Annotated in this window: 30 protein-coding genes; 18 read left to right on the top strand and 12 right to left on the bottom strand. The window is 36.5% G+C overall.

The features are described from left to right. Positions 1 to 7: 7 nt before the first annotated feature. Positions 8 to 565, top strand: coding sequence for a photosystem I PsaF protein (subunit III) (locus PMN2A_RS02460; RefSeq protein ID WP_011294434.1), 558 nt, complete (start codon positions 8 to 10; stop codon positions 563 to 565). A 47-nt stretch (positions 566 to 612) separates the two neighbouring features. Next, positions 613 to 750: a photosystem I reaction center subunit IX gene (psaJ, locus tag PMN2A_RS10055; RefSeq protein WP_011294433.1), complete on the top strand. Its 138-nt coding sequence runs from the start codon at positions 613 to 615 to the stop codon at positions 748 to 750. A gap of 23 nt (positions 751 to 773) precedes the next feature. Here the strand turns inward: psaJ and gmk are convergent, their stop codons facing one another. Further along, positions 774 to 1334 (bottom strand): guanylate kinase, encoded by a 561-nt coding sequence (gene gmk, locus PMN2A_RS02455; RefSeq protein WP_011294432.1) that lies wholly within the window; start codon positions 1332 to 1334, stop codon positions 774 to 776. Between the two features lie 68 nt (positions 1335 to 1402). On the opposite strand from gmk, the gene PMN2A_RS02450 reads away from it, so the two are divergent. The 3 genes from PMN2A_RS02450 to tatC all read left to right on the top strand — a co-directional run bounded on the left by PMN2A_RS02450 (position 1403) and on the right by tatC (position 4350). Then, positions 1403 to 3106 (top strand): Rqc2 family fibronectin-binding protein, encoded by a 1704-nt coding sequence (locus tag PMN2A_RS02450; protein ID WP_011294431.1) that lies wholly within the window; start codon positions 1403 to 1405, stop codon positions 3104 to 3106. 41 nt (positions 3107 to 3147) lie between these two features. Next, positions 3148 to 3399: a hypothetical protein gene (locus PMN2A_RS02445; protein ID WP_011294430.1), complete on the top strand. Its 252-nt coding sequence runs from the start codon at positions 3148 to 3150 to the stop codon at positions 3397 to 3399. 231 nt (positions 3400 to 3630) lie between these two features. Next, the gene (gene tatC, locus PMN2A_RS02440; protein WP_011294429.1) at positions 3631 to 4350 is read left to right on the top strand and encodes a twin-arginine translocase subunit TatC; all 720 of its coding nucleotides are present in this window, start codon (positions 3631 to 3633) and stop codon (positions 4348 to 4350) included. On the opposite strand, the gene PMN2A_RS02435 is transcribed toward tatC, so the two are convergent. Then, positions 4316 to 4678: a DUF3067 family protein gene (locus PMN2A_RS02435; RefSeq protein WP_011294428.1), complete on the bottom strand. Its 363-nt coding sequence runs from the start codon at positions 4676 to 4678 to the stop codon at positions 4316 to 4318. The two genes, tatC and PMN2A_RS02435, sit on opposite strands and share 35 nt — an antisense overlap. An 83-nt stretch (positions 4679 to 4761) precedes the next feature. Between PMN2A_RS02435 and petC the strand changes: the two genes are divergently transcribed. The 5 genes from petC (at position 4762) to PMN2A_RS02410 (ending at position 8560) form a co-directional block, all read left to right on the top strand. Next, positions 4762 to 5298 (top strand): cytochrome b6-f complex iron-sulfur subunit, encoded by a 537-nt coding sequence (gene petC, locus PMN2A_RS02430; protein WP_011294427.1) that lies wholly within the window; start codon positions 4762 to 4764, stop codon positions 5296 to 5298. A gap of 40 nt (positions 5299 to 5338) precedes the next feature. After that, positions 5339 to 6271: a cytochrome f gene (gene petA / locus PMN2A_RS02425; RefSeq protein WP_041710938.1), complete on the top strand. Its 933-nt coding sequence runs from the start codon at positions 5339 to 5341 to the stop codon at positions 6269 to 6271. A gap of 13 nt (positions 6272 to 6284) precedes the next feature. Continuing rightward, on the top strand, positions 6285 to 7196 hold the full coding sequence (lgt, locus tag PMN2A_RS02420; protein ID WP_011294425.1) for a prolipoprotein diacylglyceryl transferase: 912 nt from the start codon (positions 6285 to 6287) through the stop codon (positions 7194 to 7196). Further along, positions 7193 to 7945, top strand: coding sequence for a precorrin-4 C(11)-methyltransferase (cobM, locus tag PMN2A_RS02415; protein ID WP_011294424.1), 753 nt, complete (start codon positions 7193 to 7195; stop codon positions 7943 to 7945). The genes lgt and cobM overlap by 4 nt, the downstream gene beginning before the upstream one ends. A 117-nt stretch (positions 7946 to 8062) precedes the next feature. Further along, positions 8063 to 8560: a helix-turn-helix domain-containing protein gene (locus PMN2A_RS02410; RefSeq protein WP_011294423.1), complete on the top strand. Its 498-nt coding sequence runs from the start codon at positions 8063 to 8065 to the stop codon at positions 8558 to 8560. On the opposite strand, the gene PMN2A_RS02405 is transcribed toward PMN2A_RS02410, so the two are convergent. After that, complete coding sequence (locus PMN2A_RS02405; protein ID WP_011294422.1) at positions 8557 to 10191, bottom strand: Ppx/GppA phosphatase family protein; 1635 nt, start codon at positions 10189 to 10191, stop codon at positions 8557 to 8559. The genes PMN2A_RS02410 and PMN2A_RS02405 overlap by 4 nt on opposite strands. Before the next feature lie 85 nt (positions 10192 to 10276). On the opposite strand from PMN2A_RS02405, the gene PMN2A_RS02400 reads away from it, so the two are divergent. Continuing rightward, positions 10277 to 11167 (top strand): 4-hydroxybenzoate polyprenyltransferase, encoded by an 891-nt coding sequence (locus tag PMN2A_RS02400; RefSeq protein ID WP_225866322.1) that lies wholly within the window; start codon positions 10277 to 10279, stop codon positions 11165 to 11167. 25 nt (positions 11168 to 11192) lie between these two features. Then, the gene (locus tag PMN2A_RS02395; protein WP_011294420.1) at positions 11193 to 12068 is read left to right on the top strand and encodes an LD-carboxypeptidase; all 876 of its coding nucleotides are present in this window, start codon (positions 11193 to 11195) and stop codon (positions 12066 to 12068) included. On the opposite strand, the gene ispD is transcribed toward PMN2A_RS02395, so the two are convergent. Next, positions 12052 to 12729: a 2-C-methyl-D-erythritol 4-phosphate cytidylyltransferase gene (gene ispD / locus PMN2A_RS02390; RefSeq protein WP_011294419.1), complete on the bottom strand. Its 678-nt coding sequence runs from the start codon at positions 12727 to 12729 to the stop codon at positions 12052 to 12054. The genes PMN2A_RS02395 and ispD overlap by 17 nt on opposite strands. A 159-nt stretch (positions 12730 to 12888) precedes the next feature. On the opposite strand from ispD, the gene fabG reads away from it, so the two are divergent. Beyond that, complete coding sequence (gene fabG / locus PMN2A_RS02385; protein WP_011294418.1) at positions 12889 to 13641, top strand: 3-oxoacyl-[acyl-carrier-protein] reductase; 753 nt, start codon at positions 12889 to 12891, stop codon at positions 13639 to 13641. A 7-nt stretch (positions 13642 to 13648) separates the two neighbouring features. Here fabG and PMN2A_RS10255 read toward each other — a convergent pair whose 3' ends face one another. Then, on the bottom strand, positions 13649 to 13825 hold the full coding sequence (locus tag PMN2A_RS10255) for a hypothetical protein (protein ID WP_011294417.1): 177 nt from the start codon (positions 13823 to 13825) through the stop codon (positions 13649 to 13651). Between the two features lie 128 nt (positions 13826 to 13953). Between PMN2A_RS10255 and groL the strand changes: the two genes are divergently transcribed. Next, positions 13954 to 15636: a chaperonin GroEL gene (gene groL, locus PMN2A_RS02380; RefSeq protein WP_011294416.1), complete on the top strand. Its 1683-nt coding sequence runs from the start codon at positions 13954 to 13956 to the stop codon at positions 15634 to 15636. 64 nt (positions 15637 to 15700) lie between these two features. On the opposite strand, the gene PMN2A_RS02375 is transcribed toward groL, so the two are convergent. From PMN2A_RS02375 to PMN2A_RS02355, 5 genes are all read right to left on the bottom strand, one after another. Beyond that, positions 15701 to 16177 carry a hypothetical protein gene (locus PMN2A_RS02375; RefSeq protein WP_011294415.1) on the bottom strand — a complete coding sequence of 159 codons (477 nt, stop codon included), beginning with the start codon at positions 16175 to 16177 and terminating at the stop codon, positions 15701 to 15703. Between the two features lie 29 nt (positions 16178 to 16206). Next, complete coding sequence (locus tag PMN2A_RS02370) at positions 16207 to 17061, bottom strand: ABC transporter permease (RefSeq protein WP_011294414.1); 855 nt, start codon at positions 17059 to 17061, stop codon at positions 16207 to 16209. A gap of 31 nt (positions 17062 to 17092) precedes the next feature. Continuing rightward, on the bottom strand, positions 17093 to 18106 hold the full coding sequence (locus tag PMN2A_RS02365; protein WP_011294413.1) for an ABC transporter ATP-binding protein: 1014 nt from the start codon (positions 18104 to 18106) through the stop codon (positions 17093 to 17095). A gap of 101 nt (positions 18107 to 18207) precedes the next feature. Next, positions 18208 to 19203 (bottom strand): heme o synthase, encoded by a 996-nt coding sequence (locus PMN2A_RS02360; RefSeq protein WP_011294412.1) that lies wholly within the window; start codon positions 19201 to 19203, stop codon positions 18208 to 18210. Then, on the bottom strand, positions 19196 to 20122 hold the full coding sequence (locus tag PMN2A_RS02355; RefSeq protein WP_011294411.1) for a COX15/CtaA family protein: 927 nt from the start codon (positions 20120 to 20122) through the stop codon (positions 19196 to 19198). The genes PMN2A_RS02360 and PMN2A_RS02355 overlap by 8 nt, the downstream gene beginning before the upstream one ends. A 183-nt stretch (positions 20123 to 20305) precedes the next feature. Between PMN2A_RS02355 and PMN2A_RS02350 the strand changes: the two genes are divergently transcribed. From PMN2A_RS02350 to PMN2A_RS02335, 4 genes are all read left to right on the top strand, one after another. Continuing rightward, positions 20306 to 21118, top strand: coding sequence for a cytochrome c oxidase subunit II (locus PMN2A_RS02350; protein ID WP_011294410.1), 813 nt, complete (start codon positions 20306 to 20308; stop codon positions 21116 to 21118). A 4-nt stretch (positions 21119 to 21122) separates the two neighbouring features. Continuing rightward, positions 21123 to 22763, top strand: a complete 1641-nt coding sequence (gene ctaD / locus PMN2A_RS02345; protein WP_011294409.1) for a cytochrome c oxidase subunit I — start codon at positions 21123 to 21125, stop codon at positions 22761 to 22763. Next, a complete protein-coding gene (locus PMN2A_RS02340) occupies positions 22760 to 23365 on the top strand; it encodes a cytochrome c oxidase subunit 3 (protein WP_011294408.1) in 606 nt (201 codons plus the stop codon). Before ctaD ends, PMN2A_RS02340 begins: the two co-directional genes overlap by 4 nt. 95 nt (positions 23366 to 23460) lie before the next feature. Further along, positions 23461 to 23817: an AbrB family transcriptional regulator gene (locus PMN2A_RS02335; RefSeq protein WP_011294407.1), complete on the top strand. Its 357-nt coding sequence runs from the start codon at positions 23461 to 23463 to the stop codon at positions 23815 to 23817. 45 nt (positions 23818 to 23862) lie between these two features. Here PMN2A_RS02335 and PMN2A_RS02330 read toward each other — a convergent pair whose 3' ends face one another. Together PMN2A_RS02330 and PMN2A_RS02325 are read right to left on the bottom strand one after the other, a co-directional pair. Continuing rightward, positions 23863 to 24516 carry a riboflavin synthase gene (locus PMN2A_RS02330; RefSeq protein ID WP_011294406.1) on the bottom strand — a complete coding sequence of 218 codons (654 nt, stop codon included), beginning with the start codon at positions 24514 to 24516 and terminating at the stop codon, positions 23863 to 23865. A gap of 84 nt (positions 24517 to 24600) precedes the next feature. Then, positions 24601 to 25602 (bottom strand): hypothetical protein, encoded by a 1002-nt coding sequence (locus PMN2A_RS02325; protein WP_011294405.1) that lies wholly within the window; start codon positions 25600 to 25602, stop codon positions 24601 to 24603. Position 25603: the final 1 nt, after the last annotated feature.

Below are 25603 nucleotides of genomic sequence, written 5' to 3'. Positions count from 1 at the left end.
AGAACTCATGAGTCGTCTTTTATCAATTTTTCTTTCAGCATTTCTTTTCTTAGGAATAGCTCCAATAGCTAATGCAAGACCAGGCCCCGCACTAAACGCTGATAGAGCTCCTACAGATTTTACTGCCTCTGCTTTGGTTTCTTGCGCTGATAATCCCCGTTTCCAAGAGAGAGCAAGTACCGCCTCCACAGATCAAGCCATAAAAAGATTTGAAAGATATAGCAAAGCCCTTTGCGGAGACGACGGGCTGCCTCATCTAATAATTGGTCCACCCATTGAACCTTGGGGTGCATGGATCAACAGAGGTCATGAAGGAGATCTACTTATCCCAGGAGTAATGTTTATATATATTGCTGGGATTATTGGTTGGTCTGGTAGGGAGTATGTAAGAGCTGTTAGAGGCAAAAAGAACGCAGCAGAATACGAAATCATCATCGACACTTCACTAGCCTGGCAATGTTTAAAAAGAGGAGCCGCTTGGCCACTTCAAGCTAATAGAGAAGGTAAAAATGGAGAACTCAGGGCAAAAGACAATAACGTTTCTCTTAATGGTCCAAGAGGCTAAATATAGTTATTTATTAATCCCTAAAAGTCACTTAACTTATTTCAATCATGTTTCAATTATTTCGCACTAAATGGTTTAGATCAGCCCCCGTTGTAGCTACGATTTGGATCACTCTCACAGCAGGTATTATCGTTGAATTCAATAGATTCGTACCAGACTTACTTTTCCACCCAATGTCTTTTTAAAAAAAAGACATTTATTAATTAAATTAAAGTTTTAATCCCATAAAGCCTTCAATTTCCTTGAAGGCTTTTTCTATATCTTCATTAATAACTACAGCGTCAAACTCTTTTTGGGCAATAAGTTCTTTCTCAGCTATGGACAAACGATCTCTAATAGATTCTTCTGTTTCAGTTCCTCTTCCTCTAATTCTTTTTTCAAGTTCATATAAATTTGGTGGTGCTAAAAATATTTGAAATGCCTCCGGAAAAGACTTTCGAATTTGTCGAGCACCCTCTAGTTCAATTTCAAGAAGAACATTAGTTCCCTTTTCAATCTTTTCTTTAACTATTTTTTTTGGAGTTCCATAAAAATTATTAGAGAATGAAGCCCACTCAAGGAAACCATCTTTATCAATTATTTCTTGAAATTGTTTTTTCTCTAAGAAGAAATAATGCTCTCCGTCAATTTCTCCAGATCTTGGCTGACGAGTAGTAGCAGAAATAGAAAGCCATACATCACTATGACTTTCGAGGATTTTCCTAACAATTGTTCCTTTACCCACCCCGCTAGGGCCAGTAAGAACAGTAAGATTTCCTAAAGACGACATAAATAAACTCTATCTAATTTGCCTAGCAAAGGTTAATTGCATTATTTATCAATTTGAAAGGATGATAGATGAACACAGTTCCAATTCAAATAATGGACTTAACAACCCTTAAAGCGGTTGTATTTGAACTTAGCCAAGAAATAGTTCCAAGTCGATTTGAGACTGCACAGCAAATTGATTCACATACCATTCAATTAGGACTTAGAACCCTAGAAAAACTAACATGGATCGAAATAAGTTGGCTTCCTGAGTCTCCAATAATTGTATCAATACCGCCTCCAAAAAAATATGGCGAGAAAAGTACATTAGCTAAACAAATAAAACATTTATTAGTCAATTTAGCTTTAGTAGATATAACGCAAATTGGTTTTGAAAGAATAGTAAGGTTTAAATTTTCTAGTAGACCTGGTAAAGAAATAGAGAAAGAATTAATAGTCGAACTGATGGGTAGACACAGCAATATTCTACTTTTAGACAGATCAGGTAAAGTAATTACTCTTGGGAAACAAATCAAAGAGAGTCAATCAAGATTAAGGCCGATAGGAACAGGAGATATCTATACATCTCCTCCACCTCTTAAAGGCCTAGTTCCTGTATTATCTGAACCATTCAATTCATGGAAAGAGAATATATGTTTAGTACCATCAACATTTAAGAATAGCCTTAAAGATACTTATCAAGGAATAAGTCCTGCTCTAACATTACAAATTGTGAGCAGTGATTATAACGAATCACTTAAAATAATAAATAAACCAGTAACAAGTATTGAATTAGAAACTTGGGAAGCAATTTATAAAAGATGGAAAGAGTGGTTATTAGATCTTGAGAATAGTAATTACACTATTAACTTCGAAGGCCCAACAGATTATATTGTCTGGGGGAAAAAAGAATCAACAGCTAAAAACAAAAAGATAGGACTTAGCCTTAGCATCTATTATTCGAATAAAATCGTAGAAAGAAAAATAAATTCTATTAGAGAAAAATTGAAACAAGATCTGGCAAATTCTAAAGGCCATGAAAAAAGAAAGCTAGATGTTCAGGAATTACTAATTAAAAATATTTCTGAATATACAACCATGCAAAATAAGGCTAAAAGCTTACTCACTTTACCTTCCCCTACAAAGAAGCAAATAATTGAAGCTCAAAGCCTTTTTAAAGAAGCTAAAAGAAAAAAAAGATCTCGGGAATCAATTGTAAATAGAATCAATTTTCACAAGAAAAAAATATCAGATATTCAATGCTGCGAATCATTTATTGATTCATTTCTATATGAAGAAAATGAGGATAATAAAAACAAGCTAGAATCAATTATTGAACTTAAAGAAGAAGTAGAAGAATATATTTGCATCAAAAAAAATAATTCTAAATTTAAATTAAAGAGAAAAAAAGAAACTTCATTACATATAAAAGAGATTCAGAGTCCTAGCGGTCTAAAAATTCAAATAGGAGGTAATAACAGGCAAAACGAATTAATCAGTTTGAAGAAAGGGAAAAAAGGAGATCTTTGGTTTCATGCTCAAGAAATACCAGGAAGCCATGTTGTACTGAAATCATCTGATGGAATTGTGGATGAGACAGATATTCAATTAGCTGCTGATCTGGCTTCTTTTTTTAGCCGTGCGAGAGGCAACAAACTCACACCAATAATTATGGTTCCAATTGAGAATCTAAAAAGGATATCAGGATCACTACCTGGGACAGTTAGTCATAGGGGTGGGAAGGTCCTGTGGGGGAAAGCTGAAAGAGCTGCGAAATATTTCCACCATAAGTGAACTTTAATGACTTACTATCATCTTCATTAGACCAGTTTAAAATGATTGACTTTTTGCTAGGCACGCATGAGTTTCTTGGTAATCACACTTTCCCAGAGTTTTTAATTGGATATTTATTTGGTGCTGCTTTAATAATTGGTGCTCCAACAGTCTTTCTTTTATTAGCATTTACAAGCGCTTTAATGAAAACCAACGGAAAAATGGGTGGTTATAAAGAATATGCTAGTTATGGTGAATCTTCACTAAATGATTGTCCTCCTTTTATTTTGCCTGACCCAACAAAAAACAAGTAAAAAACTTTATCCCGAAAGAGGAATCATCAATAATTTATCTATTTATCACTTGTAAAATATCTAGCAAAATTTCTTATTTACTACTTACAAACTCAATTTCCGACTAAAATAATCTTATTAAGCTAAATCAACCTGAATAGCTCCAACAAAAACGAAAATATTTTAAAAGCTCCTCCTCCTATAAGGATCAAGGGAAAAGCTAATTCATATGAGGCATCTCAACCCCTTGAGATGCCTTTGGTTGATCATCTTGAAGAACTTCGTCAAAGGATCCTAAAAAGTCTTATTGCAGTTCTTCTTTCATCAGGTTTTTGCTTGTTATTTGTCAGGAAGCTTGTACAAGCATTAGAGATGCCAGCGGGGAAAATACAATTTTTACAAGTAGCACCCGGTGAATTTTTATTTACTTCAATAAAAGTTGCAGGTTATGGAGGGCTTACTCTCTCTCTTCCTTTTATACTTTTCCAATTTTTAAAGTTCATCCTTCCGGGTCTAACAAAAAAAGAAAAGCTTTTAATAGCACCATCAGTTGCAGGTTCAGCAATTTTATTTTTCTTAGGAATTTTCTTTGCTTGGAAGGCTTTAATACCCGCAGCTTTGGGATTTCTAGTAAGTTATGGTGCTGATGTGGTTGAACCACTTTGGTCAATAGAAAAATATTTAGATTTCGTACTTCTGCTAATGCTCTCAACTGGTTTAGCCTTCCAGTTACCAATCCTTCAATTGATTTTGGGGTTCCTAGAAATAATTTCTTGGAAAAAGATGTTATCAGCTTGGAGATTAGTAGTAATGGCTTCAGCAGTTGCAGGAGCTGTTTTAACTCCATCGACTGATCCCATAACCATGCTTCTTCTCTCAACATCGATAACTTTTTTGTTTTTTGTTGGAATTGGGTTAGTGGCCTTAACAACAAATCTCAAAGGACAAATTCGTCCATCCTTTGATCCATAGGCAAAGGTAAAGTTATTGCCCTTCCAAGTCTTGGCTTTGCCTGTACATTTTCCAACCAATTTCTTACGAAACCTGATTGACCTGCCCGATTAATAATTTCTAGGGTTCGATTTAAATTTTCTCTAAAGGTCTCCTCGTCCAATGGAAAAGATTGTTGTTCTAAAAATCCCCACATCATTTGTAAATATATTCTGTCTTTTTTGATTAACAATTTCAAATCATATGTGACACCCCATCGCCTTCTTAAGCACCCCACTACTTCGTCTACTTCCAAGGGGATTGGAGAAGGAAAGCTACCAGTATTCAATTCATTAGATTTAAAACTCATGTCAAAAGCCAGTCTTGGCAGAGATTAATAACCCTTTATGTGTCCATTCTGGTCTAATATCTTTATATAGGTGAATGTCTGTAATGACACAAATGACAACTGCAGATGTGCCCTCAATGGGCAGGAGGCAGTTCATGAATCTGCTTACTTTTGGAACAGTTACAGGGGTTGCTTTAGGAGCGTTATATCCAGTAGCCCAATACTTCACCCCATATAGGGCTGGTGGTGGTGGTGGTGGAACAAATGCAAAAGATGAGTTAGGAAATAATGTAAGTGCAAGTGGTTGGCTATCAACCCATCCAGTTGGTGATAGAAGTTTGGTTCAAGGGCTTAAAGGTGATCCAACCTACCTAATAGTTGAAGGCGAGGATGCAATTACTAGTTACGGAATCAATGCTATTTGTACTCACCTTGGTTGTGTAGTGCCATGGAATAGCGGAGCAAATAAATATATGTGTCCATGTCATGGAAGTCAATACGATTCAACAGGAAAAGTTGTTAGAGGACCAGCCCCTCTATCTCTAGCCATAGCTCATGTCTCAATTGAGGATGATCAAGTTCTAGTAAGTCAGTGGACAGAAACTGATTTTCGAACTGGTACTGATCCTTGGTGGGGATGATCAATAAATGAAAAAAAACTTTTATACCATTTCTAAAACCATGAGTCGCTCATTAAAACTTATTCTCTTTTCAGTTTTTATTGGATTTTCAATATTTTTAATTCCTCAACCAACTTGGGCCTACCCATTTTGGGCTCAACAAAAATTTGAAAATCCTAGAGAAGCAACTGGAAAAATTGTTTGTGCTAATTGTCATGTAGCTAGTATGCCAACAAGAGCTGAAGTGCCTCAGGCAGTTGCTGCTGATAGTGTTTTCAAAACAGTCGTAGAAATACCCTATAAAAAGGACCTACAAGAGATAGGAGCTGATGGAAGCAAAGTTCCTCTCCAAGTCGGAGCCGTTGTAATGCTTCCAGATGGATTTAAACTTGCGCCTCAAGAAAGATGGACTGATGAAATAAAAGAAGAGACACAAGGTGTTTACTTCACCCAATACAGCGAGGAACAAGAAAATATTATTTTAGTAGGTCCTTTACCTGGGGATCAAAATAGAGAGATTGTCTTCCCTGTATTATCACCTGATCCAAGAAAAGACAGCAATTATAATTTTGGAAAGTATTCAATTCATGTAGGGGGTAATAGAGGAAGAGGTCAGGTTTATCCAACTGGTGAGAAGAGCAATAACAATTTGTTTACTGCAACCAATTCAGGGACAATAACTTCAATAGAAACTAACGAAGATGGATCACAAATAATTAATCTAAACAATGAAGAAGGAGAAAGTTTTACTGAAAATCTTCCTGCAGGGACTTCATTATTAATAAAAGAAGGCGACACTATTGAGAAAGGTGCAAAATTAACTGAAGATCCAAATGTTGGAGGTTTTGGGCAACTTGACAAAGAGATAGTTTTACAAAGTAAAGCAAGAGTTATTGGAATGATAATTTTCTTTATAGGAGTTGGCTTATCCCAAATAATGCTAGTTCTTAAAAAGAAACAAGTAGAAAAAGTTCAAGCTGCTGAAGGAATATAAATTCAACTAGTTGATGGAACATATTTTTTTAGCGCTTAGATCACCTGGGCCTGAGTTGTTTCAACTGGGCCCTTTTTCTTTAAGGTGGTATGGATTGCTAATAGCTATTTCAGTTTTAGTAGGTCTAAATTTATCAAGTGAGTTAGCCTCAAAAAAAGGATTAAAAAAAAGCCTTATTAACGATTTACTTCCTATTTTAGTTTTGGCATCTGTAATTGGTGCAAGAATTTATTATGTTGCATTTGAATGGAGAAATTACACTGGCAAAAACTTCTGGAGTTCAATTAATTTCCTAAACTTAAATATTCCTATTCCCAGTGCGCTAGAAATCTGGGGAGGAGGAATTGCAATTCATGGGGCACTGATAATGGGTACATTGTCCATCATATTTTTTTGCCGCTGGAGACAAGAACATTTTTGGGATGTTATTGATGTTTTGGTCCCCTCAGTTGCATTAGGCCAAGCAATAGGTAGATGGGGAAATTTTTTTAATAATGAAGCTTTTGGGATACCTACAAATTTACCCTGGAAATTATTTATACCTTATAGATTTAGGCCAGAAATCTTCTCAACAATAGATTATTTTCACCCTACCTTTCTTTATGAATCAGTATGGAATATTTTTGTTTTTGGCATACTGATTTTTCTTTTTAGAAAGGCAAATAAAAAAGACCTTAAGCTTCCACCTGGTAGCTTAAGTTGCTTGTATTTAATCACTTACAGCTTAGGCAGGTTTTGGATAGAAGGCTTAAGAACTGATCCTCTCTGCTTGGGTGGGGTTCCACCTTTTTGTGAAGGAGGACTAAGAATCGCACAATTGATTAGCTTATTTTTAATTAGTGCAGGTTTATTAGGAATATGGAGAATTTATGTTTCTAAAAAAGCGCTCCCCGATCCTTCCTCGATGAATGGGAGAAATCAATGAATCCGATTTCAATTGTTGGCGCAGGTCCAGGCGCTTTAGACTTAATGACAATAAGAGCTCAACAAAGACTTAAATCAGCAGATGTTCTTGTTTGGACAGACTCTCTCATTCCTATACAAATTACAAAACTTGTTAAAGATGATTGTGAAAAGATAAAGACAAGTTCATTAACACTAGAAGAAATACTTTTAATCTTAATTAAAAAGCATAAGGAAGGTAAAAAAATTGTTCGTCTCCATGATGGTGATCCTTGCTTATATGGAGCCATATCAGAACAAATATGCAGATTAAATGATGAAGGGATTGAGGTAGAAGTAGTACCGGGAGTAAGCGCATATCAAGCAACAGCAGCAACTTTAGGATTCGAACTAACAGTTCCAGATTTAACCCAAACAATAATACTAAGCAGAGCTGATGGTAGGACAGGAAAACCAAAGAGGGAGAGCCTTCAAAAGCTAGCATCTATTCAATCTTCTTTATGTCTCTACCTAAGTGCAAGACATGTGGAAGAAGTGCAATCCATACTTATAAAGTATTATCCTGCGAACACCCCTGTAGCAATTGCATATAGAGTAACTTGGCCAGACGAATGGATAAAAGTCATACCTTTGACTGAGATGGCAAAAACATCTCAAGAACAAAATTTGATCAGAACAACTTTATATATAATCAGTCCAACTCTAAAAATCGGTAATAATAGATCAAAGCTTTATAATCCTACTCATTCACATTTATTTAGGTCGAGTTAAAGATAAAAACTAAGGATTGTATTTTAACAATGACTAGAGCTAGAGATAAATTATCTTTTAGAGACAATCGACTTTACAGAGCCTTTAGAATAATCTAAATACCCAAAAGGTTTTTAATTGGAAAAAAGTGAAGAAAGAAAAAGCGGTAATTCTCATGTCGCAAATAAAAAATCCTCATTACGAACTGTTGGTGAGTTTCTCAGAGAAGCCCGACAAGGTAGAAATCTTTCAGTAGAGGATCTATCTTCCTCACTAAGAATTGGGAAAGAACAATTGATTGCACTTGAGACAGGAGACGAAAGCGCACTTCCTGAAAAAGTTTTTATTAGAGCAATGGTTCGAAGAATTGCCGAGAAATTAAACTTAGATACAAGTTTTATTCTTGAAGAACTTAATGAAAAGAAAAAAAATGAACCTAAACCTAGCCCTGTGATTAAGAAGAAAAATACTAGAAAAAACAAAAACTTCAATCCATTTATCATTGTAATTTTATCGGGTGCTTTAGGATTATTTACTTCGATTATGCTATTAAAATATATTCAAAAAGGACAAAATGATTCCTTTAATCCTAAGCGAAGTGATATCTTTTTATTAGACAAAAAGATATCTTCTTAAAGTATATTTATATCAACATCCATAATCTTTTTAACAAGTAAAATTGCCTTATTTAAGCTCCATTTCTCAAGATCTAAATTTTGACCTAAGTTATTAGGAATCAGCTCTATATTAACTACCTTGTTATTAGCTTCAATAACTATTTTGGATACCAAAGGTTCTGGCCTTCTATCCAAAGAGCATGAAAGTCGAAGAAGTAAAGACATATCAGCTACCAAACTTCTTTGACTTTCATTAACCAATAATTGCCAAGATTCATGTCTTTTTTTTGGAAAACTTTTCCTGTGATACCTTGCAATAGCAGCAACCATTAAATGCTCACTTTGGGAATAACCTAAGAGCTCTCCATTTTTGATTAAATACCACGAATGCTTGTGATAGGCACTTATGTTAATTTGTTTACCACATGCGTGAAGCTTAGCTGCTGCCCACAAAAGATCTCTACCTCCACCATTATCATTGTGCAAAATCCCCTTAGTCTGATCATAAAAAGTAAGTGCAAATTCTGATACACTTTTTGATCGTTTTGAATTAACACCAAATCTTTTCGCTTGATGAATAACTGTTCTTTCTCTAATTGATCCTTGAAAACTCAGCTGATCTTTTAAATAATTATTTCGACACATCCAATCAACAACCAATCCTTCCCGAAGAGCTCTTTCACTTAAAATAATTTCATTAACATCGACCATATTCATTATGGTTTGCAAAATCAAAGCGCCTGGAACAATAATCTCAGATCTTCTTTCACTTAATGAGGATAATTGACTCCGTTCAGAAGGTGTCATTTTAATTAACTGACTAACAATTATATCTAAATTATTTTTTGTGATTTTATATCCTTGTAATTTTGATTGCATATGATTTTCTTTATTAGATATTAACGACCCAATAGCCATAGCAGTTCCACTAGTTGCTACTAAAACTGGTATTTCTCCCGCTTCAATTCTCTTAGATACTTTATCAATTGCAGACTCCATAGAGCCTCTGATAAATGACCTTAAAAACAATTCATTTTGAGAGGATATTGGATCTTTTTTAATAAATTCTCTTTGTAATCTTACTGCTCCAATCTTTGTACTTGTTAATGCTCGAGCCTCAGAGCTATCAGCAAGGATTAATTCTGTCGAACCTCCTCCAATGTCTAGGACGAGATGAGGTTTATTCCCAAATTGCATCCCTGAAAGTACACCTAGATAAATCAATCTTGCTTCTTCTGCTCCGCTTATCAATTCAACATCTAAGCCTATCTTCTTTTTAATTTCAGCAATAAAGATTTTCCCATTTGGTGCTTCTCTAACTGCACTTGTAGCGGCAATAATAAGACTCTCAACTTTATAACTTTCTGATAAATCCTTAAACCTCTTTAATGTTGAAAAAGCCCTATTCATAGCAAGGGATGTAAGTTCTCCTGTCTGAGGATCTCTTTCTCCTAGTCGTGTTGTCGATTTCTCTGCAAGTTCAATACTAAAAGTATTTAATTTTCGCTCAATCTTTGCAATTAATAAATGCGTTGAGTTGGTGCCAATATCAATTGTTGCCACACGGCATAATTCAGCATCTTCCTTTTCGCCAAGATCTAATTCAATAGAATTCCTTTCAGAGGAATTATTTATTGAGTCACCTAACATAAATAAGTAGGTTTAACCTCAATACTCTGACACCCTCAGCACCCCATTGAGAAGACCTTATAAATCATTATCAATTTGAATTTTCGTGAATAATCTTCTTACCCAAAAAATGGGATATTATTTTCAACTTCTTAGATGGAACAAACCCAGCGGAAGATTGATACTTCTCATTCCCTCTGGCTGGTCTCTTTGGCTAACTCCTGCAGCCCCTCCTTCTCTATTAATTTTGGGAATAATAATTTTAGGTGGATTATTTGTAAGCGGTGCTGGATGTATCGCTAATGATATTTGGGATAGAAAGTTTGACAAGAAGGTAATAAGAACAAAAGAGAGACCATTAGCCAATGGAAAAGTATCTCTAAAGGCAGCATGGATACTACTAATTTTAATGTTATTTTTTAGTCTATTTATAGTTCTTTCAATCCCACAAGATAGTAGGAATTTATGCCTTCTCCTTTCATCCCTATCATTACCTTTTATTCTTTTATATCCATCAGCGAAAAGATGGTTTCAATATCCCCAACTTATTCTTTCTATTTGCTGGGGTTTTTCAGTTTTAATACCTTGGGCAGCAAGTGAATCTTCTTTAGCAGGAGGAGTAACATTACTATTTTGTTGGCTTGCAACTATTCTTTGGACTTTCGGTTTTGATACTGTTTATGCAATGGCAGATGAAAGTGAAGACAAAGTAATTGGTCTAAATAGCAGTGCGATCAGTCTCGGGGGAAAGTCATTAAAAACAGTTTCTCTTTGCTACTTTTTAACTTGTATTTTTCTAGCTCTTGCTGCTTTCAAAGCAAATTTAGGATTAATCTATTGGCCTTTTTGGTTGATAACTACTTTAGGAATGCAAAGAGAGGTTTTCTTATTAAGTTCAAAATCAAAAGGTATTAAGACTTCAGGTTTGCATTTCAGCAATCAAGTGAGACTTGGCAGCTTATTACTTCTTGGCATGGTCTTCAGCAAGATTATTTAATTAATGTACTGACCAAGATTCGCAAATGACTGAACCTATAAAGAAAGGAGATTATTTCCACATAGTTGCGGCAAGTTCGCCAATAACTAAAAAAGAAGATCTTCACTCCGGAATCAAAGTCCTTCAGGAATGGGGATTGATATGTAACCATTTCGATGAAATAGATAGGTCATGGGGTTATTTAGCAGGTAATGATGAAGTTAGATTTAATGAATTACACCCAAGCAATCATTACCCTCTCTTAGCTTTTGCCAGAGGTGGGTGGGGATCAGCAAGATTGCTAGAAAAACAACAACCATGGAAAGAAGGTTGGATGATAGGCTTTTCTGATTTGACTTCCATACTTCTTGCGCGGCTAGCCAGTGGATTTCAAGGAGGCATTCATGGTCCACTAATTACAACTTTAGGTTCCGAACCAGATTGGAGTAAAGACAGGCTTAAATCAATTTTGTTTGGCAATTGCGTACCAGATATTTATGGGGAGCCGTGGGGGGGAGGAATTTCAAAGGGGCGTCTGATAGTTGGCAACCTCACTGTCCTGACTCACTTAATTGGGACTGAACATCTCCCAAGTTTCAAAAAATCAATTCTAATCATCGAAGATATTGGAGAAGCTCCCTACAGAATTGACAGAATGCTAACTCACTTAAGATTGGCTGGAGTTCTACATCAGCTATCTGGACTAGGTTTTGGTTCATTTACAAGTTGTGATGATGAGAAGGACGTCGACAAATCAAAGACGTTTAAGCTTCTTGAAATTTTCAAAGATCGAACACAAGACCTGAAAATCCCAATCGTTTCAAGTCTGCCTATTGGACACTGCTGTGGGAATGCATCACTTCCACTAGGTAGTCAAGCCATCTTGAATGGCGACAAAGGGAGCCTTAGTCTTTTAAAGTAGACAATAAAGACTCTGCTATTACGAGATCAAATGGAGTTGTCACTTTAATATTTGAAGGTCCTGCATCATATATTTTCACTGGCAATCCTAAACGTTCAAACAAGGATGCATCATCGGTTACATTCCATCCTTTGGAGATTGCTTCACTATGAGCATGCTTCAGTTTATTTACTGGAAAACCCTGAGGTGTCTGCGCAGCCCATAAATCTGAGCGAGGAGGGCTCTCAATAATCTCACCATCTATATCAACCTTTTTTATGGTGTCAGTGACTTGTGAAGCAGCAATAACAGATTGTCCCTTGGAAACAATCTTTGAGATCTCATCAAAAACGAATGATCTCACCAAGCATCTTGCTCCATCATGAATCAGCACAGACTTTGCATCATTTGGAAGAGCAGCTAATCCCAGTTGAACTGACTGCTGTCTTGTTGATCCTCCATTGATCCATTGAACTGCCTTTACTGAGTTATCAAGAATTGAACAAATGGGATTTTTATCTTTGGGTTGTCCAATAATTCCAATCCAAGAAATTGTTTTAGCCTCGAAAGCTGCTTTTAAAGTCCATTCTAAAACCGTCTTACCTGCAACCTTCAAAAGGAGTTTATTTCTATCAGCACCCATTCGACTTCCACTCCCTGCCGCCGCAATTAACAAATGCAAAACTGATCCCCCTTTATTGATTATTTATTCAATATATTCGACCAGTAAAAATAACTATTTTTACTATCTGAGCTTAAAGTCTTTATAAAAAGCAAGTAAGTCAATAGTAAGTTAAATAAAATAATTATCCGATTCTAACGATTTTAAAATCATAAGATTATGACATTATCAAAATTACTTGAAGGACAGACTGCAATTGTAACTGGCGCAAGCAGAGGTATTGGTAAAGCTATTGCAATTTTTCTAGCGAAGGAAGGAGCAGAAGTAATCATCAATTATTCTTCATCTTTGGAGAATGCAAATAAAGTCGTATCAGAAATAAACTCCTTTGGAGGCAAAGCATACCCTCTTCAAGCTGATATTTCTAATGAAAACTCGGTAAATGAATTAATAAAAACAGTACTGGAGAAAAATAATAAAATTGATGTCCTCGTCAATAACGCTGGTATAACTAAAGATGGCCTTTTAATGAGAATGAAAACGGACGATTGGCAGAAAGTTTTAGATCTTAACTTGAGTGGTGTTTTTTATTGCACAAGAGCGGTATCAAGGCAGATGTTGAAGCAAAAAAAAGGAAGAATTATCAACATAACTTCTGTCGTTGGGTTGATGGGCAACCCAGGGCAAGCAAATTATTCTGCAGCCAAGGCAGGAGTAGTAGGTCTCACACAAAGTGCTGCAAAAGAATTTGCCAGCAGAGGAATTACTGTAAATGCAGTTGCCCCTGGTTTTATTTCAACTGATATGACAAAAGATCTGAATAGTGAATCAATCCTTTCTGCTATCCCGCTTGGACGATTCGGCAACCCTGAAGATGTTGCAGGGGCAGTGAAGTTTTTAGCAGCGGATCCTTCGGCTTCTTACATAACAGGTCAGGTAATTCAAGTTGATGGAGGGATGGTTATGAGTTAAGAAAACATCAATTTTGAAGAGGCTGTCCTAATTCATCTCTCAATCTTCTAATTCGCTGCAATAATTTTAATCTTCTACTTCTTGCTGTAGCTGTAAGAAATATCCTCAAAGGGAAATAAATCAAAGTCATAGTCCCTGCCAACCCAGCCATGAGAATAAAAAATAAAGCCCCAGGATCGTTCATACGTTGACACTAACTACCTTCTGCAAAAATTGGGAGTAATTTGTGAATTACAATTCGGCTTTCCCCACTTATTTAGCCTCCCCTAATGTGTGATTCCTGTGGGAGATTAATAATAATTCAAATCAAATATGGCAAAACTTCTAAGTTTTTCAGACGAATCTCGCGGTGCTCTCGAAAAAGGAGTAAACAATCTAGCCAACGCTCTAAAAGTCACAATTGGACCTAAAGGTAGAAATGTTGTTATTGAAAAAAAATTTGGAGCCCCAGATATTGTTAATGATGGAGTAACTATTGCAAAGGAAATAGATCTTGAAGATCCATTTGAAAATATAGGAGCAAAGCTCATTGAACAGGTTGCATCAAAAACGAAAGAAAAAGCTGGAGATGGAACAACTACTGCAACAGTTTTAGCGCAATTTATGGTTCAAGAAGGTTTGAGAAATACAGCCGCCGGAGCCAGCCCAATCGAATTAAGAAGGGGAATGGAAAAGGCTGTAGCTCAAATAGTTGATGATTTAAAGAAAAAAAGTAAATCAGTCAGTGGTGATGCTATTAAACAAGTTGCGACAGTAAGTGCCGGTGGAGACGAGGAAATAGGTTCAATGATTGCAGATGCAATAGATAAGGTAAGTTTTGATGGAGTTATAACTGTTGAGGAATCCAAATCTCTAGCCACCGAATTAGATATCACTGAGGGAATGGCATTTGACAGAGGCTATAGCTCTCCATATTTTGTGACAGATGAAGATCGATTAATTTGCGAATTTGAAAATCCTTCAATCCTAATTACTGACAAAAAGATTTCATCAATTGCCGATCTCATTCCTGTTCTAGAAACAGTTCAAAAGAACGGAACACCATTAATAATTCTTGCAGAAGAAGTAGAGGGTGAAGCATTAGCCACATTAGTAGTTAATAAAAATCGTGGTGTTTTACAGGTAGCAGCTGTTAGAGCTCCATCATTTGGCGAGAGACGAAAAGCTGCACTTGGAGATATTGCAGTATTAACTGGCGGCACATTAATAAGCGAAGACAAAGCAATGAGTCTTGAGAAAGTTCAAATTTCTGACCTAGGTCAAGCAAGAAGAGTAACAATTACAAAAGACAGCACAACAATTGTCGCAAATGAGGCTCAAAACACCGAATTATCAAATCGCATTGCCTCAATCAAGAGAGAACTTGAAGAGACAGACTCTGAGTACGATCAAGAGAAATTAAATGAGAGAATAGCTAAACTTGCTGGCGGTGTAGCTGTAATTAAAGTCGGAGCTCCAACTGAAACTGAGTTAAAAAACAGAAAGCTCAGAATTGAGGATGCTCTGAATGCAACTCGTGCAGCCATTGAAGAAGGTATTGTTGCTGGTGGTGGAACAACTCTTTTAGAGCTGAGTGAAGGGCTTGGAGATTTAGCTAAAAAGCTAGAGGGTGATCAGAAAACTGGAGTTGAAATTATAAAAAGAGCATTGACTGCTCCAACAAAACAGATAGCTATAAATGCTGGATTTAACGGAGATGTTGTTGTTTCAGATATCAAGCGTTTAGGCAAAGGCTTCAATGCACAAACTGGAGAGTACGAGGATTTGCTTGAAGCAGGGATCTTAGATGCTTCAAAAGTAATACGGCTTGCTCTTCAAGATGCTGTATCAATTGCTTCACTTCTCATAACTACTGAAGTTGTTATTGCTGACAAACCTGAGCCCCCATCAGCACCAGGAGCTGAAGGTGGAGACCCAATGGGCGGAATGGGCGGAATGGGCGGAATGGGCGGAATGGGCGGAATGGGCGGAATGGGAATGCCAGGAATGATGTAAGAATATAAAAAGATCTACAATCTCAAATTAAAAAATTCTAAATTAGTAAAAACTAATTTAGAATTTATTTTCTCAACAACCACTTCTTGAGATAACTATATTTAGGTTTAGGAGGCAAAGGAATCAAAGCTTTAATTTCAGGGTGACTTCTACTGTCTTTGTATTGGTTTATAGTTTTATCTTCATCATTTTCTTTGTCAGCTATTGAGTAAGATGTAATTGTAAAAGATTTATCATTCTCATCCTTAACTGACTCATCAACCTCTTTGTTTATTATTTCTTTTGACTGATTATCATCGTCTTTGATAGAAGTTTCTTTTTCGCCCTCGAAAGAATCTTCTTTTGATTGATCAATTGTTTGATTATCTACATCACTTGGGGTTTGATTTAACTGTTCTAAATCTAGGCTTTTCAGTTCTTCCAAGCTATCTACTCCAAAACGATGAGCCCATTGAGATTTCAGTAGAGAATATAAATCATTATCGTTAGCCTTCAGAGCTTCTACAATCTGTTTTTGTAGTTGATACTTTCTAGTCTCCAAGATTCTTTTAAATCGCTAAATTAAGATTATCAAGCAAGTTTGCGATTTAAAAGAGGTCTGATAAGAAAAAATAATCCAACTGTAAGAATTAATAGAATTGCTAAACAAGAATATCCATTCACTTCTCCATAAGGAGCCTCTATTAAAATTGCTCTCAGATCGACAGAACTATGGTAAGCCATTCGAATAGGTTCAATTGCAAATGTTAATGGGTTAATTGATGCTATCCATCCAAGCCATTCGGGCATAAAAGATATGGGGGCTAGGGCTGTGCTAGCAAAAAGGACAGGCAGATTAGCTATGAAGATAATTGCAATTAGTTCTATATGTCCTGGTAAAACAAAGGCCAACCCAAGACTTAGGCCAGTTATTGCAAATACCAATAACAATAAGGTTATTGCTATGAGAAGAAAACCTCCCAGACTTGGCCATCCATAACCCAAGAGAGCAGAAGTTGCCATTATTGCAAAACTCTGCAAAAGGCTAATAGAAGTTATATAGATTACTGACGAAATTACTATTGAACTTCTACTACTCAATGGTGCAACTAATAGTCGATTTAGAAAACCAAATTCTCTATCAAACATCAAAGGGAGACCAGCATTAAGAGCACCACTAAAAGCAGTAAAGACTATTAATCCTGCACCAAGGAATTCTCCATAGCTACTGCTCCCTGGCAAAAAATCAATAGGAGCTTTAGAGAATAACGCTGCAAAAAGTAAAAGCCATATCAAAGGCTGAAGAATCCCTGCAAATAACGTTGAGGGTCGTCGAATTAATTGAATGAAAAGCCTCCAAGTTAAAGCAGAAATCTCCTGAGACATTTCATTCAAATCATTTCTAGATTGCTTTTCCTTCTGAAGTGATGGGTTAGTAGTAATCATGTGTTTAATAATTCAGGAGTAATACAGTTCATTAACGCATCGATTTCTTATTCTCAAGCTTAAAATCTCTTTTACCAGCAAGTTCTAATTCAGCGTCCATAAGCGTTTTTCCTGTCGCCTGAAGATAAACATCATCTAAACTTGGCCTACTGTGAGAAAGAGCAAAGACTTCGAAATTTTCTTTTGAAAGATGACCCGACAAATTAGATATAACATCATTACTTTGCACTAAAAAATTTAGAGAATATCCTTGCGTTTGATTCACCACTACATTTGACACCCCATTTATATTTTTAATTAATTTCTTTACAGATTCAGCTTCTACTTCATCACTGAACTCTCGCACCCTAAGTGTCACTCTATCTCCACCAAGTTCTTTCTTTAAATCATCTGGTTTTCCACTCGCAATGACTTTTCCTTTATCAATAATAGCCATCTCATCTGCCAATTCATCCACTTCCTCGAGATAATGACTACTTAAAAGAATTGTAGTTTCTTTATTTCTAAGTTCCTTCAATAATCCCCAAATAACTGACCGACTTTCTATGTCCAACCCAACAGTAGGTTCATCAAGAATCAATAATTCTGGTTCATGCAACAATCCTGAGGAGAGGTCAAGTCTTCTTTTCATACCTCCCGAAAAAGAACCACATCGTCTATCAATCCATTCATGCATATCCAGTCTCTCTATCAATTCTTCAATTCTCCTTCTCTTATATTTTTTATCAAGATGATAAAGATCCCCTTGAAGCTCTAACAACTCTCTACCTGTAAGTATTTTATCGATTGCGACATCTTGAGCTACATAACCCAATCTTCGTCTGGTTTCTTTTTCCTCAAACAAGACATTATGTCCCCCGACCTCAACATGACCAGAATCAGGCGAAAGGAGAGTACAGATAATTCTAAGTGCAGTGCTTTTACCTGCACCATTTGGCCCCAACAATCCATACAAAGAACCTTTAGGGACTTCAAGGTTAAGTCCATTTAGAGCCATAACAGGCCCATAAGACTTAAATAAATCTCTAAGTTTGATGAAAAACATCTAGGAATAAATTGCCTAAAAAGATAAGCTGATATCTTCTAACAAATTCTAATTAATTTTGGAGAGCAAGTTCATAAAGTTTTTATTTTTATTTTATAGATTTACGAAAATCCGGTAGAGAAGTCTTTAATTAAAGCTATCAACTGATCATTAAAAACAATTGACACTTGTAATCTACTAATAACAAGCAAAAAACAAACCCCAAACATGTAAAGAATAGACCATCGAAATAAACCCTTCGCACGATCTAAATCTTCGGGATTATCTCTTAATCTGGAAACCAATTGAAGAAGTCTTGAATTATAAGGTAGCAATAAAATTCCATATAACAAACCTCCTTCAGGTAAAACGAAGCACCCTAAAAAGCTCAAAAATACAGTTAGATAGCCATACACAGAGATAGCCTTAGCTGTAACAAAAGGTCCACTTACTGTAGGAAGCATAGGAATGCCAACAGATCGATAGTCCTCTTTCAACAAGATGGCCAAAGCCCAAAAATGTGCTGGGGTCCACACCATAACCAAAGAGAATAGCCACCAACCACCTAATCCAATATGTCCTGCCGCCGCTGAAGCTCCTACAAGAGGGGGAATTGCTCCAGCAACACCTCCAAAAACTATATTTTGAGATGTTCTAGGTTTTAAGAAAGCTGTATAGAGAAGTACGTAACTACAAAGTCCTAAAAGAGTAAGTCCCGCTGCTAAACAGTTAACTCCACTTACCAAAAGGGCTGAAGAAACAAGTGTACAAGCAACTGCTCCAATAAAAACAGAAGACTGAGAAAGGCGCCCAGAAGGTAATGCTCTATTACTGGTTCGTTTCATTCGCTTATCAAGATCTTGTTCCCATAAGCAATTAAGAGCTCCTGCAGCCGCAGCGGCAAGGGCTCCTCCTCCTAAAGTGCATGCCAATCTTGGAGAGGGTAATGGCCATTCCTCCGAAAGAGCCATTCCTCCAACAGTTGTTGCAAGTAAAAGAGGAATTAATCTTGGTTTGACGACTTCTAGCCAGGCTGGCAGTTTAATACGCTTTCTGGAAGGAACTACTTCCTCACGATTAACGGGCTGTGTAATTAATTCTGACGTAGAGCTAACCATGACATGTCTCCAATGTTGATTGATTTATATAAAGTGATTGGGAAGAGTCATCATTTCCTCTACCTTTAAAATTCAAGGCTGCTATTACGGCAACTAACAAGCAGGCAATTAGTTGATGACCAATGATAAGGCTAGGCTCACTCATCCTTAGATGAATAGAAAAAGCTCCTAAAAGGATTTGTGAAATGATCAAAAAAATAATCGTTAAAAGATAGGGCCATTGCTTAATAAAAACATCTCTCTGTAAAGATGAAACGATTACAAATAAAATCACCAAAAAGCTCACTGGGATAGCACTTACTCGATGAAGTCCTAAAAGATTGCAAGACTCTCCAAAATCCAAGCATCTTTGAGCGGCCCACGAGGTTGCAACCCTACTTCCTAGTAAAGACTGAGCTATCACTGCAAAAAGGGATAAAAATCCAAAACAACGAAGCCAAGTTGGAAAAATTGATTTACCTGGATTAAGTAATTGTTGAGTCACACCACTCATAATGGCAACAAGAGTAAATGCAACTACAAGATGAGCCATGACGACTAAAGATGGTAATAATTGCAGTACTGTCAAAGCACCTAAAAAACCCTGCAGAGAAACCAAAAAAGTCAAGAATCCATAGATCCAAGGAAGCCATTTAGGTAAAGTTTTTGCCCAGTATAAAGAGAAAGCAAATTGTGTAATTAACACAATCCCTACGAAGAAGGCATCTAAGCGATGAAACCATTCCAAGAAGACTTGTAAATTCATTTGCCTACCAGGCAAAAACGATCCGTAGCAAAGGGGCCAGTCTGGGCAAGCGAGACCAGCCTCCATAACTCTGGTTGCTCCTCCTATCACTACAAGAGCAATAAGCGCAACTACCACGTGAGCAGCAAGCTGGCCAAATCTAAAGAGTGGCTTGGGTGGATAAAAAAACTGCACGTATGCAAAAATCCATCAAGATCATTGTTTACTCAACGTAGCGATTACTTCTTACACGTCACCTGAATAAACTGACTGGAACATAAAGATTCTCTTTAAAAAAAATTATTCATCTTGAATTAACAATTAGCCGATACATTAATTACTTTTGCCCATAACCTATAGATAGAAAAGGAGATCTTCTTGCCGAAACTGTCGGCCATCTTAACTCTTACAACAAGTTTAATTCTTGGAATAGCTGGAGTTTGGGTTGCGTACAACGTAGATATGCTTCCCGTGAGCGCGAGCATGAATGCTCCTGTTTACGATGAACTCTATCGAGTCCTGTTCATTATTGGCGCCATACTTTTCATAGGTATGACTGCTTTAGTAATTTATAGTCTTATCCAATTTCGTCGTAGACCTGGAGAAACTGGAGATGGCGTTAACTTAGAGGGTAATATTTCTCTCGAAATTTTCTGGACAGCAGTTCCTGCAATTGTTGTTTTATTTGTAGGTTTATATAGCTACGATATTTATGATCGAATGGGTGGTATGCAACCTTTAATGCATGATCACAGTGGGCAAATGGATAATCAGGCCGAGAGAGTTTGGGGAGGGATTGGTTCTGGTCCAATTGAGTCTTCATCTAAAAAAAATTCATCATCATTACCAATTGAGTTAACTGCAATGCAATTTGCTTTTATCTTTCACTATCCAAAAGGAGATATTATTTCGGGCGAACTTCATGTTCCTGTTGGAAGAGAAGTTAGTTTAAAAATGGAATCTAAAGATGTAATACATGCTTTTTGGGTGCCTCAATTCAGACTTAAACAAGATGTCATTCCTGGCCAACCAACTATTTTAAATTTCACTCCGACAAAAGCAGGTAATTTCCCAATTGTTTGCGCAGAATTGTGTGGTCCTTATCATGGTGGGATGAGATCAAACGTAATAGTTGATGAACAAGAAGACTTTGATACTTGGTTAAAAGAAAACTCTAAAGAATCAATATAAGTTCATGACTATTTCACTCAAACCAAACAACTCTTCTCCAGAAAAACTTCAACCAACTGGATGGCTCAAATATCTGAGTTTTAGTCTTGATCACAAAGTCATAGGACTTCAATATTTAGTTTGTGGTTTCTTGTTTTATTTAATTGGAGGATCTTTAGCTGGAGCAATAAGAGTAGAACTCATCAGTCCCCTCTCAGATTTTATGCCTAGAGAGGTTTACAACCAGGTTTTAACTCTCCACGGCACAATCATGATTTTCTTATGGATCGTGCCTGTAGTAAATGGTGCCTTTGGAAACTATTTAATACCCTTTTATGTTGGGGCTAGGGACATGGCTTTCCCAAGGCTGAATGCAGTTGCTTTTTGGCTAATACCTCCCTCTGGCTTAATGTTAATAACAAGTTATTTCATAAACGGAGCCGCACAATCCGGGTGGACAGCTTACCCGCCTTTAAGCATTACGACTCCAGCCGCTGGGCAAATCATTTGGATATTAAGTGTCTTGCTTTTGGGTGGGAGCTCAATTTTTGGTGGCATTAATTTCATCGCCACCATCCTCAAGCTAAGGAGACCTGGTCTTAAATTAATGCAATTACCTATGTATTGCTGGGCAATGCTTGGCACGAGTATTCTTGTAGTTCTATCAACTCCTGTTCTCGCTGGTACTCTAATACTGCTGAGCTTTGACATAGTTGCTCATACCGGTTTCTTCAACCCAAGTCTTGGTGGGAATGTAATCGTTTATCAACATCTTTTTTGGTTTTACTCGCATCCTGCTGTTTATATCATGGTCTTACCTGCCTTTGGTTTAGTCAGTGAAATACTTCCAATCCATAGTAGAAAACCACTTTTTGGCTATACAACAATGGTCTTCTCAATTATGGGAATAGTTGTGTTAGGTCTAGTTGTTTGGGCTCATCATATGTTTACAAGCGGTACTCCTCCTTGGATGCGCTTATTTTTTACAATCGCTACTGCATTTATAGCTGTTCCCACAGGTATTAAATTTTTTAATTGGGTTGCGACCTTATGGGGAGGGAAAATATCACTTAATGCTGCAATGTTATTTTCCTGCGGATTTATTATTAACTTTGTTTTAGGTGGAATAACGGGAGTTGCACTAGCGCAAGTACCTTTTGATGTTCATGTACACGACACTTATTTTGTTGTTGCCCATTTTCATTACATAGTTTATGGCGGTTCTGTCTTTGTTATCTTCTCCTCGATTTATCACTGGTTCCCAAAATTTACTGGAAAAATGCTCAATGAAAATCTTGGAAGATTCCACTTTATAATTACTTTTATAGGCTTTAATCTTTGTTTTGCTCCTCAACATTGGCTAGGTTTAAACGGAATGCCTCGACGAGTTGCCGAATACGATCCACAATTTCAGTTAATCAATCAAATTAGTAGTGTAGGTGCATTATTAATGGCTTTAAGTACTTTACCTTTCTTATGGAATATTCTTCAAAGCAGCCTCTTTGGGGAAGAAGCTGGTGATAACCCTTGGAATGCACTAACTCCTGAGTGGTTAACAAGTTCTCCTCCTCCTGTTGAGAATTGGGACGGAGAAGCCCCACTCGTTCTTGAACCTTATGGTTATGGAAAAAAAGATTCAAATGAGACTCAGGAGGCAATCAGATGACATCAATAGTTCCAAAAGAGCAATCCTCAGGAAGCAAGAATGAGCTATCAACTGAAGAACATGAAGATTTTCGTTTGTTTGGCTTAATAGCTTTTTTAATCGCAGACGGGATGACCTTTGCAGGTTTTTTCGCGGCATATCTCACTTTCAAAGCAGTCAATCCTATTGGTCCTGATGCTATTTATGAATTAGAACTACCTTTACCAACTTTAAATACAATCTTGCTCTTAGTTAGTAGCTTTACTTTTCATCGGGCTGGGAAATTCCTAGAAAAAAACGAATCAAAGCTCTGCCAAAAATGGCTCCTCATAACAGGTGTATTGGGAGTGGCATTTTTAATCAGCCAAATGTTTGAGTATTTTACTTTGCCTTTTGGATTAACTGACAACCTTTTTGCGAGTACTTTTTATGCATTAACTGGCTTTCATGGGCTTCACGTAACACTTGGTTCAATAATGATAATGATTATTTGGTGGCAAACACGTGTCCCATCTGGCCGAGTGAATAATCAAAACAAGTTTCCATTTGAGGCTGTAGAGCTCTATTGGCACTTCGTCGATGGGATTTGGGTCGTTTTATTCATCATCCTTTATCTGCTTTAAGAGGGGAATAATGATACTAAGCAAGAAACTTTCAATTAATTTGTTGCCACAATTCCACTTATTGGTCAGAATTCAGTTAATTAAAACAGTCTGAAATGCTTGTTGGAAAAGAACTCCTAGACAAAGCAAGATCTTTGAGCGACCGTCCAGAAGACGAAATAGCTAAAGGTTGTGGTTACGTTGGGCCAAGTGGAAGAGTTTTACGTAAAAGTTTTTATCGTGCTCTAGTTGAGGCAAAGGGTTATAAACTTCGTTCAAATGGTCCTGGAAGAGCAGGAAATAGATCCTCAAGAGGAAGGCAGGCAGAATTCCGTACAAAAGTTCATGGCAATGGCAATCTTCTTATTGGGCATGCCTATACAAAAAAATTAGGGCTTGAACCTGGACAGGAATTTCGTATTGATGTACGAAAAGAGTCAGGCGCGATAAGTTTGTTACCACTCAAGAAATAACAAATTTCTCAAAGTAAATTATATAAATTAAACATAAAATTACTATTACCAACCTTGCTCACTTAGCCACTGAGAATTAATTACTGGGCTTTGTTTCGAAATGGAATCATTATTATTTACTTTTAGAAGTTTTTCTGCATACTTAGCCATCAAGTCAACTTCCAAATTAACCTTTTCTCCAATTTTCAAAAACTTCAAGCATGTATTTGACCACGTATGAGGTATTACGGCTACTGAAAATTCACACCCATCAACATAGATCTCAGCGATAGTAAGACTTATTCCATTTAGGCTAATACTCGCCTTATCGCACATATATCTGCAAAAGTTTAAATCATCCCAAGATACTCTCAAATTCCAAGAATTTTTCAAATTTTCGATTGAAACAACTTTACCCAACCCGTCTATGTGTCCACTTACAATATGTCCACCTAAGCGGTCAGACAGACGTAATGCTGGCTCAAGATTTACATAACCATTTTTCTGAGCTTTTTCTGCAAGATTTGTTCTCTTAAGAGTCTCTTCACTTATATTTGAGAAAAAAGAATCATTCATCAACTCAGAAACTGTTAGACACACTCCATCAACAGATACACTATCTCCAAGTTTTAACGGAGAGAAAGGGTTACATCCATCAACAATTACCCCCAAATTATTTTTCTTGATCGTGCCAATAGCCTGAATTAAACCAGTAAACATTATTGAGCTTAGAACTTTTAGAATGCTAGTTATGGTATTTGGAAATGTCTCTGAAAAGGTTTTTGAATTTCAAAGATAGTTCGGTTATGAATTATTCCAATTCAAGGCCAACTCTTTTTTTTCCTGAAAACTTAAAATCGGCAATGACCAACATTTATTCCAAACACTTTCTTCAGGAAGAAAGATAGATTGATACCTTTTGGGTACATTTATATTTTTTCTTCTTAAGTCTAAGAAATTTGTTGGGGGCAAAAAACCTTTACTTATTACACGTCTCAAATAAGTAGAGCTCCATAACGAATTAAACCAATCAGTAGGGAAAGACTCTAGAGACGCGGAAGGAGAAGCAAGTACTGTCCAATTCAGTGGGCTACCCTCTTGGGGCAACAGAACAGACAAACGAGGGTCTTTAACAAGGCTATCAACACAACTAGATAAAGGTAAAACTGCTGCATTAGCTCGACCTGAAACAACCCAATTTAAAGCATTCATATCATCAAATGAATGGGCTTGACTTTTGATTTTTGAGAAATCATTAACTAAATCTATTTTTTGTGCTATTGAAATCAGAAGATAAGGACTTTTAGGAAAAACTATTTGTTTTGTAAGTGAACTCGAAAAAACAACTTCCCAAGAATTCTTATTGTTGAGAGCCAAAGAATCTTCATTTCTAAAAAGTATCACCCAAGGACTAACAGCTAAAGGAAAAAGCTTGTTTTTATAATCCTTTCCTAATCCATCGAGAAAAGCACTAGTCTGCTTGCTGAAATTATTTCTAATATTATTTGCTTTGATTTCTTGAAGTGAATTAATAGGTAAATCGGAAATCCAACCATCATTTAAGACTAATAAATCAGTTTTTTCGTTAAGTGCAGAGTTATAGGGAGATTTCTTGAACTCAATATCTTTTATAGGGAAAAACTCCCAACCGTTAGACAAACTATTAACAAATTCACTTGGGAAACTGTTGGTAACTCCTCTCAAAGCTAATTTTTTTTGAGACGTTGAGCACCCAGATAACAAAACTAAAGAGGAACTCAATCCATATTTGATGAATTCTCTCCTTCCTAGCGTATTAGTATTCATA

This window comes from Prochlorococcus marinus str. NATL2A (genome assembly GCF_000012465.1).
GTDB lineage: Bacteria > Cyanobacteriota > Cyanobacteriia > PCC-6307 > Cyanobiaceae > Prochlorococcus_B > Prochlorococcus_B marinus_B.
Note: the sequence above shows the minus strand (reverse complement) of the source record. Positions and strands in the feature narration are given on the sequence as shown.

Excerpts from the sequence above, each read along its gene's own strand:
- gmk (WP_011294432.1), bottom strand. The coding sequence starts at position 1,334 with ATGTCGTCTTTAGGAAATCTTACTGTTCTTACTGGCCCTAGCGGGGTG.
- PMN2A_RS02460 (WP_011294434.1), top strand. The coding sequence starts at position 8 with ATGAGTCGTCTTTTATCAATTTTTCTTTCAGCATTTCTTTTCTTAGGA.
- PMN2A_RS02325 (WP_011294405.1), bottom strand. The coding sequence starts at position 25,602 with ATGAATACTAATACGCTAGGAAGGAGAGAATTCATCAAATATGGATTG.
- groL (WP_011294416.1), top strand. The coding sequence starts at position 13,954 with ATGGCAAAACTTCTAAGTTTTTCAGACGAATCTCGCGGTGCTCTCGAA.
- ctaD (WP_011294409.1), top strand. The coding sequence starts at position 21,123 with ATGACTATTTCACTCAAACCAAACAACTCTTCTCCAGAAAAACTTCAA.
- fabG (WP_011294418.1), top strand. The coding sequence starts at position 12,889 with ATGACATTATCAAAATTACTTGAAGGACAGACTGCAATTGTAACTGGC.
- petA (WP_041710938.1), top strand. The coding sequence starts at position 5,339 with ATGAGTCGCTCATTAAAACTTATTCTCTTTTCAGTTTTTATTGGATTT.
- PMN2A_RS02370 (WP_011294414.1), bottom strand. The coding sequence starts at position 17,061 with ATGATTACTACTAACCCATCACTTCAGAAGGAAAAGCAATCTAGAAAT.
- PMN2A_RS02395 (WP_011294420.1), top strand. The coding sequence starts at position 11,193 with ATGACTGAACCTATAAAGAAAGGAGATTATTTCCACATAGTTGCGGCA.
- psaJ (WP_011294433.1), top strand. The coding sequence starts at position 613 with ATGTTTCAATTATTTCGCACTAAATGGTTTAGATCAGCCCCCGTTGTA.
- cobM (WP_011294424.1), top strand. The coding sequence starts at position 7,193 with ATGAATCCGATTTCAATTGTTGGCGCAGGTCCAGGCGCTTTAGACTTA.
- PMN2A_RS02445 (WP_011294430.1), top strand. The coding sequence starts at position 3,148 with ATGATTGACTTTTTGCTAGGCACGCATGAGTTTCTTGGTAATCACACT.
- petC (WP_011294427.1), top strand. The coding sequence starts at position 4,762 with ATGACACAAATGACAACTGCAGATGTGCCCTCAATGGGCAGGAGGCAG.
- PMN2A_RS02435 (WP_011294428.1), bottom strand. The coding sequence starts at position 4,678 with ATGAGTTTTAAATCTAATGAATTGAATACTGGTAGCTTTCCTTCTCCA.
- PMN2A_RS02335 (WP_011294407.1), top strand. The coding sequence starts at position 23,461 with ATGCTTGTTGGAAAAGAACTCCTAGACAAAGCAAGATCTTTGAGCGAC.
- PMN2A_RS02330 (WP_011294406.1), bottom strand. The coding sequence starts at position 24,516 with ATGTTTACTGGTTTAATTCAGGCTATTGGCACGATCAAGAAAAATAAT.
- PMN2A_RS02365 (WP_011294413.1), bottom strand. The coding sequence starts at position 18,106 with ATGTTTTTCATCAAACTTAGAGATTTATTTAAGTCTTATGGGCCTGTT.
- PMN2A_RS02340 (WP_011294408.1), top strand. The coding sequence starts at position 22,760 with ATGACATCAATAGTTCCAAAAGAGCAATCCTCAGGAAGCAAGAATGAG.
- PMN2A_RS02450 (WP_011294431.1), top strand. The coding sequence starts at position 1,403 with ATGAACACAGTTCCAATTCAAATAATGGACTTAACAACCCTTAAAGCG.
- PMN2A_RS10255 (WP_011294417.1), bottom strand. The coding sequence starts at position 13,825 with ATGAACGATCCTGGGGCTTTATTTTTTATTCTCATGGCTGGGTTGGCA.
- PMN2A_RS02360 (WP_011294412.1), bottom strand. The coding sequence starts at position 19,203 with ATGGTTAGCTCTACGTCAGAATTAATTACACAGCCCGTTAATCGTGAG.
- tatC (WP_011294429.1), top strand. The coding sequence starts at position 3,631 with ATGCCTTTGGTTGATCATCTTGAAGAACTTCGTCAAAGGATCCTAAAA.
- lgt (WP_011294425.1), top strand. The coding sequence starts at position 6,285 with ATGGAACATATTTTTTTAGCGCTTAGATCACCTGGGCCTGAGTTGTTT.
- PMN2A_RS02405 (WP_011294422.1), bottom strand. The coding sequence starts at position 10,191 with ATGTTAGGTGACTCAATAAATAATTCCTCTGAAAGGAATTCTATTGAA.